The organism is Bacteroides sp. M10, from assembly GCF_014334015.1.
GTDB classification, from domain to species: domain Bacteria; phylum Bacteroidota; class Bacteroidia; order Bacteroidales; family Bacteroidaceae; genus Bacteroides; species Bacteroides intestinigallinarum.
Map to the genome: position 1 here is coordinate 2,431,723 of NZ_CP060488.1, position 16,354 is coordinate 2,448,076.

The window sequence follows — 16,354 nt, forward strand, 5'->3', positions numbered from 1 at the left end:
TTAGAATTTGATACGGCAAGTAAGTCTATAATAGAAATCCGGGGTGAAGAGAGCGCTTACACCCGTTGCATGAGATTTTACATAAGGCCGTGAGTTGGTGAAATTAATCGCATTGAGAGAAAGGGATACATAGTCTCCAATCTCTTTGGTGATATTAATATTGGCTGAAAAATAAGGATCATATCCGTCTGCTGCAAATGTATAGGCATTGCCCGATTTGCGTATCAGGTAGGAGAATGCCGGATTCGCGGCTTCTGCTGATGTGAAAGGATGCATCTCATTATTCAGGTCGAGGTATGCTACCGGCCAGATAGCGGTATAAGAGTTACCGTCATAGATACTTCCCCCGGTTTGGGTATTACTGCTTTCGCTCACATTGAAAGCATATTCTTTTCCTTGATACTCGGAGATGTTCTGCGAACGCTTCACAAGCGAAGCTTCCAGTCGGCACGAGATAATCAGTCTGGCTTTCGGAATACGGGTGATGGCTGTGATATTGGCATCCAGCGAGTGGGTACGCTTGCCGTTGGCGGTAGTCGATAAATTGTCGCCATTGGCGTAGATACCTACATATTGGTAAGAACGATTGGCAAGGCTGGTGTGCGACCATCCATTCTGATAATAATACGATAAAGAGTTGTCGATGTATTTCGTATAAGTATAAGCGGCATCTACCCGGAATTGCGTGCGAATCGGGGTAATTTCCGGGAAATCAACAATCATTTCCGCTCCGCGACGAATCACGTCCATTCCATTGTCGGGAGAAGTTGACTTTACAAAAGTCTGGTCGGTCACTTTGACATCCATAGGAGTCCAGTAACTGGATGCATTGTCGCGTATGTAAACCATCCCTGTCTGGTTATCTACATTGATTTGCGGGTTAGTCGGCATCGTGAATCCATCCGGCAATTGGAGCACATCGTAGGAGAACGGAGTATAAGTACTTGTGTACTTATACGGCAGCTTGGTGCGGTTGAAATAACCGACTAATGAAATCCGGGTACGGGCGATGTTGACGTCCAAACCGATTTCTGCGTTCTGATTTCGTTGCCAGCGTAGGTTTTCATTGTGCAATAACGTGTAGGGCTGACTATAATATATATAAGATGATTCAATCTTATTATAGGAAAAGCCGAAAGTCTGTATATCCCGATATTCTTGTTTGGGATACAAGGTATAGAAAGAGGGAAGTTTTTCGGTAATTCCCCAGCCGCCACGGATAGCGATATATTCGTTCAACTGCCATCTGGCATTGAAACGCGGAGACAGAGTATTCAGATTTTTATATTTCGTTCCCTTGATAAACAAATGTTCCCAACGTACCCCTGCCATCAGTCTAAGCATAGTATTTCCCACAGGAAATGAGAGACTTTCTTCTGCATAAAGCGAAACATTATGCATATATGGATAAGCCGTGTAAGGACGGGGACGATAACCGTTCGGAGCCAATGCTGGGTCTTTGTAATATTCTCCTTCGCCCACATTGCCTGTTGCTTTCCATTGAACGCCCGCTTTCAGGTTGCTGTTTACAGTCTTAAACCGTCTGTTCCATTCATATTTTAACGATGCGGCATAATCCAGTTCTTTGGAGTCGATGATTTGGTCGGCAAAGTAAGTATATGGCAGTTTGTTTGCCATAAAATATCCTTCCTCTGTGGCATGAACAGCCGGTTGCTCCGATGCATACGAGTAGAACGTATGCGCGTGGGAGTTGTTATCATTGTAGTATATTGATGCGTCGAACTTAAGGTTGGTTATCCACGATTTGTTGAGCAGCCAGGCGAGTGAAGTGTTTGCCCGGAATACGTTATCTCTCACTTTGTTGTATTCTCCCGAATAGGCATCAGGATCATCTTTGGTATTCATTCCTCCGATATTGCCTGTAACACCGATGTCGAATCTCAATACGTTGCGGAACGTGTTGCTATATCCGGCAGAGAATCCCCTTCTTGTATAAGAAGAATAGGGAGATACCAACTTTTGAGTAGCCTTGGTCCACTCACCATTTATGTTGATGACACCTTTATCGTTTCCTAAATCCAGTCCTTTTGCAAATGAAACCTGTTCGGTGCGAGGATTGATAGACAGCAATATGTTCCAGGGTGTTTTCCCTTTCCGGGTGTGAATCTTGACCATACCACTATTCAAGTCTCCATATTCTGCCGAAGGCACTCCGGTGATGACTTCCACCGATTCAATATCTGCAACAGTGATATTCCGGGTATCCACTCCGTTCATATTGCCAAACGAACCATTGTTTCCAATACGAACTCCATCCACTTCTACGGCTGTTCCAAATGCGGCATTACCGGCTGTTGACCCTCCGTCGCGTAATGAGAAGATATGATTGGCGGTAAGATCCGGCACTTTAGTCTTTCCTCCCGGAAGGAGAGCGGAGATATCACTCACGTTGGACACCTGTAGATGCTCCAATGCATGATTTCCGATAGTGAGCGTTGTGTTTAATTCATTTTTGGGTGCTTGTGCAGTGACGACTACATCATCTAGTGCAAGTGTATTTTCTTTGAGTATGATAGGAAGGTTCTTGATATTGCTGCGTACATTTACGGGAATGGTTGCCGGTACATAACCAAGAAAAGAAACCTCCAGATTATATTTCCCTTCCTGTACTCCTTGTATCGTAAATTCTCCTTTCTGATTGGATACGGCCCACAAATAGGTACCTTTAATGAGAATAGAAGCACCAGGCAAGGGGGAATTCGTTTTTGCCTCGGTCACACGTCCCGAGATTGTATAGATGTTTGAATTAGCTGCGGCCTCAAATAAATTGAAAAATAGTAGCCCCCAAAATGCTATATTAAAAAGACAATACTTCATAGATAAGTTTTGCGCAAAATTCGATAAAAACCGAGTTTGTATCAATCACTATAAATAGTTATTTTGGCAAACCCTGATACCTATAACTAGTGACTCATTACCTACGAATAGGTATTTTCCCCTCTAATTGCAGCTTGGAGAATAAAAAACCGGCTTGCATTGCGATTACTATCACATTGCAAGCCGGTTGATTTATTGGGCTTATCTATAGTTGTCCGGATATTATTTCCAGTCCGCTATATTAGATATTTTTTACTTTAATCAGATATTCGGCAATCTGAACAGCATTCAGGGCAGCCCCCTTCTTGATCTGGTCACCTACAATCCAGAAAGTCAATCCGTTTTCGTTTGTCAGGTCTTTGCGGATACGGCCTACATATACCGGGTCTTTACCTGCCAGGAACAACGGCATTGGGTATTCTTTTTCGGCAGGATTGTCCTGCAGAACCAGACCTTCGCCATTAGCGAATGCTTCACGAGCCTCTTCTACGGAAATCGGACGTTCAGTTTCTACCCAAATACTTTCAGAGTGAGCACGTAATGCAGGAACACGTACACAAGTTGCACTAACTTTTACGTCAGAATGCATGATCTTGCGTGTTTCATTATACATCTTCATCTCTTCTTTCGTATAACCATTTTCTGTAAACACGTCGATCTGCGGAATCAGGTTGAAAGCCAACTGATAGGCAAACTTATCTACAGTCACAGGTTCGTTTGCCAATACCTGACGATATTGTTCGTACAATTCGTCCATGGCAGCGGCACCCGCACCACTTGCTGCCTGATAGGTAGACACGTGCACGGTTTTTATATGAGAAAGCTTTTCGATGGCTTTCAGTGCAACTACCATCTGGATAGTCGTACAATTCGGGTTGGCGATAACGCCGCGCGGACGTTCCAATGCATCCTCTGCATTTACTTCAGGCACCACCAAAGGCACATCGGCATCCATACGGAAAGCGCTGGAGTTGTCGATCATCACAGCACCATACTTGGTGATTGTTTTTTCGAACTCCTTAGATGTTCCTGCACCGGCAGAAGTGAAAGCAATGTCTACCCCTTTAAAGTCATCGTTGTGTTGTAAGAGTTTCACCTCGATCTGTTTACCGCGGAAAGTATATGTTGTTCCGGCACTACGTTTAGAACCGAACAAAACTAACTCGTCCATCGGGAAGTTTCTCTCATCGAGCACGCGCAGGAACTCTTGTCCTACGGCTCCGCTTACGCCAACAATAGCTACTTTCATCTTTTTCTTTTGTTAAATTGTGAATATTGAATTTCTTTCCTTCATCCTGTCGAATCGGAAAGATTTGGCTGCAAAATTATAACAATTTAGCATATAAACATCGATTTTGAGAGAAATATTTCAGCCTTTCGGAGGATTTCTTTAACCTTACGTATCGTAAGGTATGGTTGTTGGACGGGATAAACGTATCCAAAGGGAGCCATTTCCTGTTGCGATGCGAATCGGATTGATTCCGTAGCCTGATAAGATTCTCTTTATTGCCTAATATTACTTCGTTCCACTATAGTGTTCCGCAAGGATAACTATAGTCTCCCTTGCGTTACACTATAGTTATCCGCAAGAGACACTATAGTAGAACGAAATAAAAGTGCCTAACGAAATATATCTTGATAGGTAAGCGGGGGAAAAGAAGTAGTAAGGTGAGTAATTGACTACTGAATAATACGTCTGGACATTCATTGTGATTCTGCAAACTTTTTTGTTCCTTTGCATTGAATTCCTAAAGCCACAGCCTATGAACCTGTTTGATTTTAATTTAACCTTACCGATTACCGACCCGACTTGGGTATTCTTTTTGGTATTGATTATCATTCTTTTTGCTCCGATGATTTTGGGGCGTCTCCATATACCTCATATTATAGGCATGATTCTGGCGGGTGTCTTGATTGGCGAACACGGCTTTCATGTACTCGACCGAGACAGTAGTTTCGAACTGTTCGGCAAAGTAGGACTCTATTATATCATGTTCCTTGCCGGTCTTGAGATGGATATGGAGGACTTTAAGAAGAACCGGACGAAAAGTTTCGTGTTCGGCTGGCTTACCTTTCTGATTCCTATGGTGTTGGGAATATGGAGTAGTATGAGTATGCTGGGATATGGTTTTCTCACGGCGGTATTGTTGGCAAGTATGTATGCTTCTCATACCTTAATTGCTTATCCTATTATTAGTCGTTACGGACTGTCTCGTTTGCGCAGTGTCAATATCACCATTGGTGGTACTGCTGTCACCGTCACCCTTGCTTTGATTATTCTTGCTGTCATAGGAGGCATGTTTAAGGGAACTGTCGATGGCTGGTTCTGGGTATTTCTTGTGGCAAAAGTGGCTTTCCTCGGATTTCTGATTGTGTTCTTTTTCCCCCGTATCGGACGCTGGTTCTTCCGGAAGTACGATGACAGCGTGATGCAGTTTGTATTTGTGCTGGCGATGGTTTTCCTCGGAGGAGGATTGATGGAATTTGTAGGAATGGAAGGAATCTTAGGAGCTTTCCTGGCGGGTTTGGTATTGAATCGCCTGATTCCTCATGTATCTCCTTTGATGAACCGCTTGGAATTTGTGGGAAATGCGCTGTTTATTCCTTACTTCCTGATTGGCGTCGGGATGATTATTGATGTAAGAAGCCTGTTTACCGGAGGTGAAGCATTGAAAGTGGCCATTGTGATGACAGTGGTGGCAACCTTTAGTAAATGGCTGGCTGCCTGGATCACACAAAAAATCTATCGGATGCAGTCGAATGAACGGAGCATGATATTCGGTTTAAGTAATGCGCAGGCCGCAGCTACACTGGCAGCAGTGTTGATCGGTCATGAAATCATTATGGAGAATGGAGAACGGTTGCTGAATGATGATGTATTGAACGGTACGGTAGTGATGATACTTTTCACTTGTGTCATCAGTTCTTTGGTAACCGAACGTTCGGCACGTCGTTTTGCTCTGGATGAAAATGTGCAGGCGGAAGAAGAAGCTAAGAAAGTAAATACGGAACAAATCTTGATTCCGGTGGCTAACCCGGAGACGATTGAAGATTTGATTAATCTGGCTTTAGTAATAAAGGATGCCAAGCAGAAAAATGCATTGGTGGCATTGAACGTTATCAATGACAATAACAGTTCGGAGAAGAAAGAGCAGCAGGGTAAACGTAATCTGGAGAAGGCGGCTATGATTGCCGCTGCCGCTGATGTGCCTGTTACGATGGTGAGTCGCTATGACTTGAATATTGCTTCGGGGATTATCCATACAATCAAGGAGTATGAAGCTACGGATATTGTGATTGGTCTGCACCGGAAAGCAAATATTGTCGACTCTTTCTTCGGACATCTGGCCGAAAGTCTGTTGAAAGGTACGCATCGTGAAGTGATGATTGCCAAATTCCTGATGCCTGTTAATACCCTGCGTCGAATCAATATTGCCGTTCCGCCAAAGGCCGAATATGAATCGGGATTCTCTAAATGGGTGGAACACTTCTGCCGTATGGGAAGTATCCTGGGCTGTCGGGTGCATTTCTTTGCCAATGAGCGTACATTGATGCGTGTTCAGCAACTTGTGAAAAAGCGACATGCAGGTACTCCGACGGAATTCTCCATATTGGAGGAGTGGGAGGATCTCTTGCTGTTGACAGGGCAGGTAAATTATGACCATTTATTGGTAGTTATCTCTGCCCGTCGCGGATCTATCTCTTATGATCCCTCTTTTGAACGTCTCCCGGCACAATTAGGAAAATATTTCTCTAATAATAGTTTGATAATCCTGTATCCCGACCAGTTTGGCGAACCGCAGGAAATTGTGTCATTCTCCGATCCTCGTGGACATAATGAGTCTCAACATTATGAGAAGGTCGGCAAATGGTTCTATAAATGGCTAAAGAAAAACTAATGGAAAGATACGACTGGCAACAGAGAACGGAACTCCTGTTAGGGGAGGAAAAGATGGAACGCATCCGGAGCGCGCACGTATTGGTCGTGGGACTGGGTGGAGTAGGTGCTTATGCCGCCGAGATGATCTGCCGTGCAGGTGTCGGACGGATGACGATTGTAGATGCCGATACAGTGCAGCCCACCAATATGAATCGTCAGTTGCCGGCCATGCATTCCACACTTGGGAGGACGAAAGCGGAGGTGTTGGCAGCCCGTTATAAAGATATAAATCCGGAGATTGAGCTGGCTGTCCTGCCTGTTTACCTGAAGGATGAAAATATACCGGAACTGCTGGATGCCGATAAATATGATTTTATAGTAGATGCTATTGATACGATCAGTCCGAAATGTTTTCTGATTTATGAAGCGATGAAACGTCATATAAAGATAGTTTCCAGTATGGGAGCAGGGGCGAAGAGTGATATCACCCAGGTTCGTTTTGCTGATCTTTGGGAGACGTATCATTGCGGTTTGAGTAAGGCTGTGCGGAAGCGTTTGCAGAAGATGGGAATGAAACGGAAACTTCCGGTGGTATTCAGTACGGAACAAGCTGATCCGAAAGCGGTATTGCTGACGGAGGATGAACAGAATAAGAAATCGACATGTGGAACAGTTAGTTATATGCCGGCCGTGTTTGGGTGCTATCTGGCTGAATATGTCATTAAACGATTATAAGGCTATGATGATAAAACTAGAAGGGATTACGAAGAGTTTCGGCTCATTACAGGTGTTGAAAGGCATTGATCTGGAAATCAACAAAGGAGAAATTGTTAGTATTGTAGGCCCGAGCGGTGCGGGTAAAACTACGTTATTGCAGATAATGGGCACTTTAGATGAACCGGACGCAGGTGTGGTACAGATTGACGGAACAGTGGTGAGCCGGATGAAAGAGAAAGAACTATCTGCATTTCGTAATAAGAATATTGGTTTTGTTTTCCAGTTTCACCAACTACTGCCGGAGTTCACGGCATTGGAAAATGTGATGATTCCCGCCCTAATCGCCGGAGTATCTTCGAAGGAGGCGCACGAACGCGCAATGAAGATTCTGGATTTTATGGGACTGGTTGACAGGGCTTCTCATAAACCGAATGAATTGTCGGGAGGCGAGAAACAACGGGTAGCGGTAGCGAGGGCTTTAATCAACGATCCGGCAGTTATTCTGGCAGACGAACCATCCGGTAGTCTGGATACACATAATAAAGAAGATTTACATCAACTGTTCTTCGATTTGAGAGACCGGCTGGGGCAGACTTTTGTCATTGTGACGCATGACGAGGGGCTTGCCAAAATTACGGACCGGACCGTTCATATGGTGGATGGTATGATTAAAAAAGATTAATTAGAGAACCTAATTTCTAAAAATGTATACCAAAAAGGTAGAGCCTTGCAAGTGTTCTATCTTTTAGCTATATATTTATAGTCGCTTCTCTACGGAAGTCTGTGAAGATGATAGTAGAGTGTTTGTTTTGTTTGTGTGTGATGCATTCTTGTCTGGTGTGATAGGAATGCATCTTTTTTTTATTAATTATAACAAATGTAGGGCTCTAGCCGTTCAAGATCAATAGGAGTGAACTCCTCGTAGAGAGATAATTGCTTCAGACTTTTTAAGAATCCTTTCTTTTTCCGATATTCTATGATAACCTTTGCTTGGTAGTAGTTTATGTATGGATGATGCATCATTCGTTCCATACCGGCTTTATTTACATTGATGCGGCGTGTCTGATGGGTGTCAATGGAAAACCACGAACGGAGTTTCTCTGCCTTTAGATGAATCTCCTGTAACTGCTCTATTCGGAAAAAGCCTCCCAGCCGTTCACGGTAATTCACAATCATCCGGGCAATGTTGCTTCCGATTCCCGGAATCTTCTTCAGTTCGGTGGTATCTGCGGAGTTGAGGCTGATGATAGTTCCCGGGAGATATTTCACAAGGGTGTCCCGTTGTATGCTTGGTGTGGTTAACAATCGTACCGTGTCTTTATTTGTCGAACTGAAATCTTCTGTAATTTGTATATAAGGACGAAGAGTCTGGTATTGTTCTTCCGTGAGTCCATATATCTTTCGAAAATCTTCCGGGTGGCGGAATTTACCTTGTTTATAGCGATAGTGCAGGATATTCTTTATCATCCAAGATGGCAACCCAAGCGAAAGAAAAGTAGTAGAGTCTGCGATGTTCGGATCGAACACCGCAAGTTTGATTTCCCTTTGAGGGGATGATTGAAAAGAATGACCGGACTTTTGGTGAGGTTGGGTTTCCCGGAGGGAGGAAATAAAGTCGTTGTATTCCTTATCGAACTTCTCGTTCTCTCTGCAGTCGGTATCTTCAGCGTGTGTGAAAAAGGAGAAGAGTTTAGGAGCGGCATATACTCCTAAAATAAGAACGACAAGGACGATAATGCCTTGTCGTTCAGTTTTAGTATAATAAAGGAAGTCTTTCCACATTATAGCTTGATTAATCCCAGTTCATTGATAAATATCAGTGAGATGGCGATTGGTGCGATATATTTTAATATAAAGATAATGAGTTTGTATACCGGTACCTTTAATGAACCGTCATTGGTAATCTCCGACCATACAATCTTCTTGTCCAGATACCATCCGGTAAAGAGGGAGATGCACAATCCGCCCAGTGGTAACATGATTTTAGCTGTTACAAAGTCGAAGAGGTCGAACATGCCCAGTCCGAAAACGGTAAATCCTTTCATGACTCCCAGTGATAATGAACAGAATATTCCGAGGAAGACACAACCGCCGGTGACTAACCTTGCTGCTTTTCCACGGGAGAGGTTGAACTCCTCATGTAAATAAGCGGTTACTACTTCGTGCAAGGAAATAGTAGAAGTTAAAGCAGCCATTGCCAACAACGCGTAGAACATGACAGAGAATATATATGCCAGTATGGGAACTCCGCTAAATGCCTGTTGGAATACATTAGGCAGGGTGATAAAGATCAGACTCGGACCAGAATCAGGTTGTATGCCTACGGAAAAAGCTGCCGGGAAGATGATAAATCCGGCTAGTATCGCCACAAAGGTATCAATGATTCCTACGCTGAAAGCTGTTTTAGTCAGGTTGGTTTCTCTGCTGAAATAGGAGGCGTACGTGCAAAGGCATCCCATTCCCAAACTCAATGAGAAGAACGCCTGTCCCATGGCACTCAAAAATACATTTCCGTCCACTTTGCTAAAGTCGGGCTTGAGCAGGAATTCGATACCTGCACCGGCTCCCGGCAGAGTGACCGAGCAAACAACCAGTATGAGGATAATGATAAACAGGGTAGGCATCATGATCTTGGAGGACTTTTCGATTCCTTTTTCTACCCCTTTCACAATGATGAAATGAGTAATCAACAAGAATGCCACCAACCATACAACCGGTCTCCATGGGCTGCTGGAGAATTGTTGAAAAGAGGATATGAACTCTCCGGAGGTTTTTCCGGCAAAGCCATTAGTAGCAGCTTCAAAAATATATTCGAGTGTCCATCCTGCTACTACAGCATAATAACTAAGTATCAGGAAGCCCGCCAATACTCCCATGCGTCCTACCCAACGCCAATGTGTTCCAGGTGCTAATTTCTGATACGCTCTCGCTGTGTTAGCTCTCGAACGGCGTCCTATCAGGAACTCGGCAATCATAATAGGCAATCCCAGAAGAAGAATGCAGCCTAAATAGATCAATATAAAAGCAGCGCCTCCATGGTTTCCTGTTTCATAGGGAAACCTCCATATATTACCCAATCCGACTGCAGAGCCGGCAGAAGCGAGTATGACTCCTAATTTACTGCCGAAGTTTGCTCTATCATTTTTTGCCATAAATCTTGTTTTATCTTACAAATCGTTATAAAATATACGTATTAAAGTGCAAATATAGAAAATGATACTTATATTTGCACGAAAATTGTAACATTATTTAGATATGCTATCTTATATTAAGAAATATCCGATCTCGCTTTTTATCATTCTGACAGTGATTTATCTGTCGTTCTTTAAACCGCCTAAGACGGATTTAAATGAAATTCCCAACCTCGACAAACTGGTTCATGTTTGTATGTATTTTGGTATGTCGGGAATGTTGTGGCTGGAATTTTTGCGTGCGCATCGCAGGGATCATGCTCCGATGTGGCATGCATGGGTAGGCGCATTCCTCTGTCCGGTGCTTTTCAGCGGTTGTGTGGAATTACTGCAGGAATATTGCACTACTTACCGGGGTGGAGACTGGTTGGATTTTGCAGCTAATACTACGGGAGCGATTCTGGCTAGTTTAATAGCCTATTATGTCGTACGACCGAGGATGATGAAGGCTGATTGAAATTTGCTGGCTAGAAGGGTTTTCAGGCACGGATTACGCGGATTACACGGATTTTAGAATTAGCATTTATAAAGCAACCGTGTAATCCGCGTAATCCGTGCCTGAAAAAATAGTATAATTATAAGTATTCTACCATTGAGCTAAGTTTGATTCCGTTAGAGCCTTTGATAAGAATGGTATACCCTTTGGGTTTGTCAGCTTGCAAATCCTTTATAACTTCCTGCACATTTGTATAAGTTTTAAAAGAATGTTCACTTGCGGCAAACAGTTCTCCTACGAGCCATACTTTTTCAAAACCACTTTCCTTTATGTAGTCAACGATTTTCTGATGTTCGGCCGGGCTTTCAGCACCTAGTTCGCGCATATCTCCTAATATGAGCATCTTGTGGGGGACTGTCATGTTCCGGAAGTTTTGCAAAGCAGCCATCATGCTGGTTGGATTTGCATTATATGCGTCGATGATAAGCGTGTTATCTTCTGTCTTTTTAAGTTGGGAGCGATTGTTCTGTGGCGTATAGCTTGCCAAAGCCTCATCAATCTTCTTCGCTTCCACTCCAAAGAAACGTCCGATAGTGATGGCAGCCAGGGTATTCGGGAAATTATATTCTCCGATCAACTGTGTGCGAACTTGATGGCGTTCACCGTCCTTACCGGCTTTCCATTCGAAAGCGAGATAAGGCGAATTGTCAGTAATCTGTCCGTTGACATAGAGATCATCTTCAGTTCCATAAGAAATCAGGTTCAATCCTTGCGCGATATTCATCAAATAAGTGTTATCGTGATGAATAAAAGTGATGGCATCTTTCTTACGGAGGAAATCATATAACTCTCCTTTAGTCTTAATCACTCCTTCGAAAGAACCGAATCCTTCCAGGTGAGCTTTACCTACATTGGTAATAATGCCATAATCCGGTTCGGCTATTTCACAAAGAAACTTGATTTCTCCCGGATGATTGGCACCCATCTCGATAACAGCAAGGTCATGCTCCGGTTTCAAACGCAATAGGGTGGTCGGTACACCGATGTGGTTGTTGAGATTACCTAAAGTATAAAGCACGTTATGGGTTTGGCAGAGAACACTGGAAATTAATTCTTTGGTGGTCGTTTTCCCATTAGTGCCCGTAATACCGATCACACGCGTTCCGAGTTGGCGGCGATGATAGTTGGCAAGTTGCTGCATTGTCTGCAAGCAGTTGTCTACAAGTATATATCGTTTATCACCTTCTACGGCATATTCGGCTTCATCAATAATGGCAAATGCGCATCCGGAGTCTAGTGCTAGTTTTGCGAATGCATTACCGTTGAACGACTCACCTTTCAAGGCGATAAACAAAGAACCGTCCGGGCAGTTCCGGCTATCAGTAGTTACTGATTGGCAATCCAGAAAAATCTGGTAAAGAGCAGAAAGTTTCATAACCTGATCTTTTATTTAAAACGCTGCAAAGATAGGCTATTCTTTCGGATTTGATGGGAGTTCGGACAGATTTTTACTTAGGCATATACCAAAGGAAGAGTCAGTATCATCCGGCATCCGTCCGTATAGGAAGAGTCGATCCGGAGGCTGCCTCCTAACTTCTCGGCAATGCTCCGGCATATCGGCAGTCCGAGACCGGTGCCCTGTGTGAAAGAATTCATTTTGTAGAAACGCTCAAATACCGCCTCCTGCTGATCTTTCGGAATACCAGTTCCTGTATCGGTGACACTGATTTCAATTTTCTTTTCAGCTTCCAGTACCGAGTAAGCTATGCGGATACTGCCATGAGTTGTAAATTTGGCGGCATTATGCGCCAAGTTGTTCAACACCTGTGATATGCGTTCCGAATTACTGCGTATGAGCAGGTTTTCTTTTGCAGGTTCGAACAGAACTTCCACATCCTTTTGCCTGTTGTCTTTGGCCACTTCAGAGGCAAGTTGACAGATCGTATTCATATCTGTTTCATCATCTGTGGGCAGTTGCTCATATTGATCCAGTTCCGACAGAGCGAGCACGTCAGTGACCAGTCGGAGCAAGTCGTTACTGTTGCTCTTGATAATATTGACAAACTCCTGTGTTTCCGGACTATTGCTGTAGTGATCGCTTAACACCTGCGAGAAGCCTACAATAGAGTTGAGCGGTGTACGGATTTCATGGGTCATGCTCTGGATGAACGTTGTCTTCATCCGGCTGCTCGCTTCCGCTATGTCTTTGGCTTTACGTAATTCTTCCCTCGACACCGTAAGTTCCTCATTCTTTGTTTTGAGTTCTGCTTCCGAAACTTTCAGTTTGCGTTTCAGGAAGTTTTCTCTATAAAGGAATAAGAATAGAATACCTAATAAAATAATCAATGAGATAATCAATGTTGTTTTATTATGCAACTCCTTTTCCTGTGCCTGGAGTATTAGTTCTTTCTTTTCGGCATTGAGTTTCTCAACGTTTAGCAAGGTGGCAAATTCGCTGCTGGCTACTTGCTCATTGGCTATTTTTAAGGAGTCATCGGTGTTGATATACATTTGCAGATATTTGACTGCCATGTTCATATTCCCCATCTTCTGGTAGATTTCTCCCTGTGTGCGATAGTGACTGCTGCTAAGTATACTTTCGCTTAAACGGTGCTCTTCCTTTTCTTGCATCTCTGCAGCTTCCAATGCTTTTTGATATTGCCTGGTCTGCTGATAGTACAAACATTCTATATTATACAGTCTCTTTTTGATCGATTCCAGTCTTTTATCCTGTTCGAATGCAATCTGACATTCCTTCAATATTTTTTCGGCTGCCTGAAAGTCACCGAACTTGCTGTAGTAGTTAACGTACTCCAACTTGGCAGATATTTGCTGTGTAGAAGAATTGGCTGTTGAAATGGCCTTTTCCACAGCTCTCAATGCTTCTTTTTGCTTTTTCTGGCTGATGTAATAGTTGGCTATCTGGGCATACGTCTGGGAAATATTATAGTTTTCGATATTGTATTTTTCAGTTAGTTCGATTTCCTTCAACCGCCATTCGAAGGCCATCGAATCGAATCTTTTGATAGTGTAGATTTGCGACATAATGTTGTAGCAACGGGACAAACCGGTTTTGTCATCCTCCTCTTGAGCCTCTTTTAACATATTTTGCACTTCGTAAAGCGCTATGTTTGTTCTGCTTGTTTTTAAGTAATAGGTAACTAGCCTGTTGGCCCATGCAAAATAATAATATTTAGGCTGATGAGTGGCTTTGGCGAATTCTTTTACTTTGTTGGTATAGTGGATGACACTATCTTCATTGGTTCCCTGAAAATAATAGTAATCCAGTCGGGTGGCTATGGCTACTGCCTGCATTCGTTCATCATGCCGTTCACCGGCCATTCTGAACAATGTGTCGGACATGCTAAGCACAACAGGCTCTAATAAGTATTCTTGACAACGTTGATAATATTCATAGAGAGTAGAGTCAACATTGAAAGTTTCAGCCTCTTTTTGAGCTTTAGCAGTAGTGGTAAAGAACAAAATGAGGAAAAGAAATCCTACGTGAAATAGGGTTAATCGGCTCATGGTATGAATTTTTCGGTTTCTTCTATAGTTTGCAAATATACGTTTATTTCTTCTTTTTAGTACGAATACTTGCTTTTTTTATCTACATTTGTAGGCGATCTAAAAGGAATGTTGTCAATGATGAAACCTATATCTCCTATTTATATAAATGTAAAAGGGCGGTTGCTCGATCTTGCTACTCCGCAGGTGATGGGAATATTGAATGTAACTCCCGATTCTTTTTATTCCGGCAGCCGGATGCAGACCAAAGAGGACATTGCTGCCCGGGCCCGTCAGATACTTGATGAAGGTGCTTCGATAATTGATATAGGCGCCTATTCTTCACGGCCGAATGCCGAACATATTTCTGCTGAAGAAGAGATGAACAGACTGCGTACCGGTCTGGAAATCCTGAACCATAATCATCCGGAAGCTATTATCTCTGTTGATACTTTCCGGGCTGATGTAGCCGAAGAATGTGTGAAAGATTATGGAGTTGCTATGATTAATGATATAGCTGCCGGTGAAATGGACCACCGGATGTTTCAGACAGTAGCCGACTTGGGAGTGCCCTATATTATGATGCATATGAAGGGAACACCCCAAAGTATGCAGAAAGAACCGTCTTATGATAACCTGATTAAAGATGTTTTCCTGTATTTCGCTCGTAAAGTGCAGCAACTTCGCGACTTGGGAGTGAAAGATATCATTCTCGATCCGGGATTCGGATTCGGAAAAACATTGGAGCATAATTATGAACTGATGGCGCATCTGGAAGAATTCCACATATTCGAACTTCCCGTTTTAGTGGGAGTTTCGCGGAAATCAATGATTTATAAATTATTGGGAGGAACCCCACAAGATTCATTAAACGGGACAACCGTATTGGACACTGTTGCGTTAATGAAAGGAGCGCACATCCTGCGTGTACATGATGTGCGTGAGGCGGTGGAAGCTGTCCGGATCACAGAGAAATTAAAAATAGAGAGTGGATATGACAAATAAGAGGAGGGTGCATGTTTTTTGAGTTTGGCATAAAAGATTTTATCGATATCCTGCTGGTAGCTTTTGTTTTGTACTATACCTACAAACTGATGAAAGCTTCCGGCTCCATCAAGGTATTCACCGGAATTTTGGTTTTTATTCTGATCTGGCTGGTGGTGACACAAGTGCTGGAGATGAAACTGTTGGGTTCTATTTTCGACACATTGATGAATGTGGGTGTAATAGCGTTGATTGTGCTTTTTCAAGATGAGATACGCCGTTTTCTTTTGACTTTGGGATCTCACCGGCATGTCAGTGCATTGGCCCGTCTCTTTAGCGGATCGAAGAAAGAATCGTTGAAGCACGATGATATCATGCCCGTGGTAATGGCTTGTTTAAGCATGGGGAAACAAAAAGTCGGCGCATTGATTGTCATTGAGCATAATACTCCTTTAGATGAAGTCGTTCGTACAGGCGAATTGATTGATGCGGCAATCAATCAGCGTTTAATCGAGAATATCTTTTTCAAGAATAGTCCATTGCACGATGGAGCGATGGTTATCAGCAAAAAACGTATCAAGGCGGCGGGATGTATCCTTCCTGTTTCCCATGATTTGAATATACCGAAGGAACTTGGTTTGCGGCATCGCGCAGCGATGGGAATCTCTCAACAGTCGGACGCACATGCCATTATTGTTTCAGAGGAAACGGGCGCTATCTCCGTAGCCTATCGCGGACAATTCTATCTCCGCCTGAATGCGGAAGAACTGGAAAGTCTATTGACAAAAGAAAACTGATTTT

At 43.2% G+C, this 16,354-nt stretch carries 12 protein-coding genes; 6 read left to right on the forward strand and 6 right to left on the reverse strand.

The window, feature by feature from the left end; translation table 11 throughout:
- A complete protein-coding gene (locus H8796_RS08640; RefSeq protein ID WP_117935448.1) occupies positions 1-2,838 on the reverse strand; it encodes a TonB-dependent receptor in 2,838 nt (945 codons plus the stop codon).
- 241 nt (positions 2,839-3,079) lie between these two features.
- Positions 3,080-4,087 carry an aspartate-semialdehyde dehydrogenase gene (locus H8796_RS08645; RefSeq protein WP_117935450.1) on the reverse strand — a complete coding sequence of 336 codons (1,008 nt, stop codon included), beginning with the start codon at positions 4,085-4,087 and terminating at the stop codon, positions 3,080-3,082.
- Between the two features lie 514 nt (positions 4,088-4,601).
- On the opposite strand from H8796_RS08645, the gene H8796_RS08650 reads away from it, so the two are divergent.
- From H8796_RS08650 to H8796_RS08660, 3 genes are read left to right on the forward strand one after another with little or no spacing between them, the layout of a single operon-like run.
- Positions 4,602-6,737 carry a cation:proton antiporter gene (locus tag H8796_RS08650; RefSeq protein WP_117935452.1) on the forward strand — a complete coding sequence of 712 codons (2,136 nt, stop codon included), beginning with the start codon at positions 4,602-4,604 and terminating at the stop codon, positions 6,735-6,737.
- A complete protein-coding gene (locus H8796_RS08655; RefSeq protein ID WP_085938514.1) occupies positions 6,719-7,453 on the forward strand; it encodes a ThiF family adenylyltransferase in 735 nt (244 codons plus the stop codon). Before H8796_RS08650 ends, H8796_RS08655 begins: the two co-directional genes overlap by 19 nt.
- Positions 7,454-7,460: 7 nt before the next feature.
- Positions 7,461-8,117 carry an ABC transporter ATP-binding protein gene (locus H8796_RS08660; protein WP_117935594.1) on the forward strand — a complete coding sequence of 219 codons (657 nt, stop codon included), beginning with the start codon at positions 7,461-7,463 and terminating at the stop codon, positions 8,115-8,117.
- Between the two features lie 182 nt (positions 8,118-8,299).
- On the opposite strand, the gene H8796_RS08665 is transcribed toward H8796_RS08660, so the two are convergent.
- Together H8796_RS08665 and H8796_RS08670 are read right to left on the reverse strand one after the other, a co-directional pair.
- Positions 8,300-9,217 carry a helix-hairpin-helix domain-containing protein gene (locus H8796_RS08665; RefSeq protein WP_117935454.1) on the reverse strand — a complete coding sequence of 306 codons (918 nt, stop codon included), beginning with the start codon at positions 9,215-9,217 and terminating at the stop codon, positions 8,300-8,302.
- Entirely contained in the window at positions 9,217-10,587 is a 1,371-nt protein-coding gene (locus tag H8796_RS08670) for a sodium-dependent transporter (protein WP_117935456.1), read from the reverse strand. Before H8796_RS08670 ends, H8796_RS08665 begins: the two co-directional genes overlap by 1 nt.
- A 103-nt stretch (positions 10,588-10,690) precedes the next feature.
- Between H8796_RS08670 and H8796_RS08675 the strand changes: the two genes are divergently transcribed.
- The gene (locus tag H8796_RS08675) at positions 10,691-11,083 is read left to right on the forward strand and encodes a VanZ family protein (protein ID WP_117935458.1); all 393 of its coding nucleotides are present in this window, start codon (positions 10,691-10,693) and stop codon (positions 11,081-11,083) included.
- Between the two features lie 118 nt (positions 11,084-11,201).
- On the opposite strand, the gene murF is transcribed toward H8796_RS08675, so the two are convergent.
- Together murF and H8796_RS08685 are read right to left on the reverse strand one after the other, a co-directional pair.
- Entirely contained in the window at positions 11,202-12,497 is a 1,296-nt protein-coding gene (gene murF, locus H8796_RS08680; protein ID WP_117935460.1) for a UDP-N-acetylmuramoyl-tripeptide--D-alanyl-D-alanine ligase, read from the reverse strand.
- Positions 12,498-12,574: 77 nt separating this feature from the next.
- Entirely contained in the window at positions 12,575-14,590 is a 2,016-nt protein-coding gene (locus H8796_RS08685; RefSeq protein ID WP_117935462.1) for a HAMP domain-containing sensor histidine kinase, read from the reverse strand.
- 117 nt (positions 14,591-14,707) lie between these two features.
- Here H8796_RS08685 and folP point away from each other — a divergent pair, with 117 nt between their 5' ends.
- Both folP and cdaA read left to right on the forward strand, forming a co-directional pair.
- Complete coding sequence (folP, locus tag H8796_RS08690; RefSeq protein ID WP_008649554.1) at positions 14,708-15,574, forward strand: dihydropteroate synthase; 867 nt, start codon at positions 14,708-14,710, stop codon at positions 15,572-15,574.
- 11 nt (positions 15,575-15,585) lie between these two features.
- Positions 15,586-16,350 (forward strand): diadenylate cyclase CdaA, encoded by a 765-nt coding sequence (gene cdaA / locus H8796_RS08695; protein ID WP_004309664.1) that lies wholly within the window; start codon positions 15,586-15,588, stop codon positions 16,348-16,350.
- Positions 16,351-16,354: the final 4 nt, after the last annotated feature.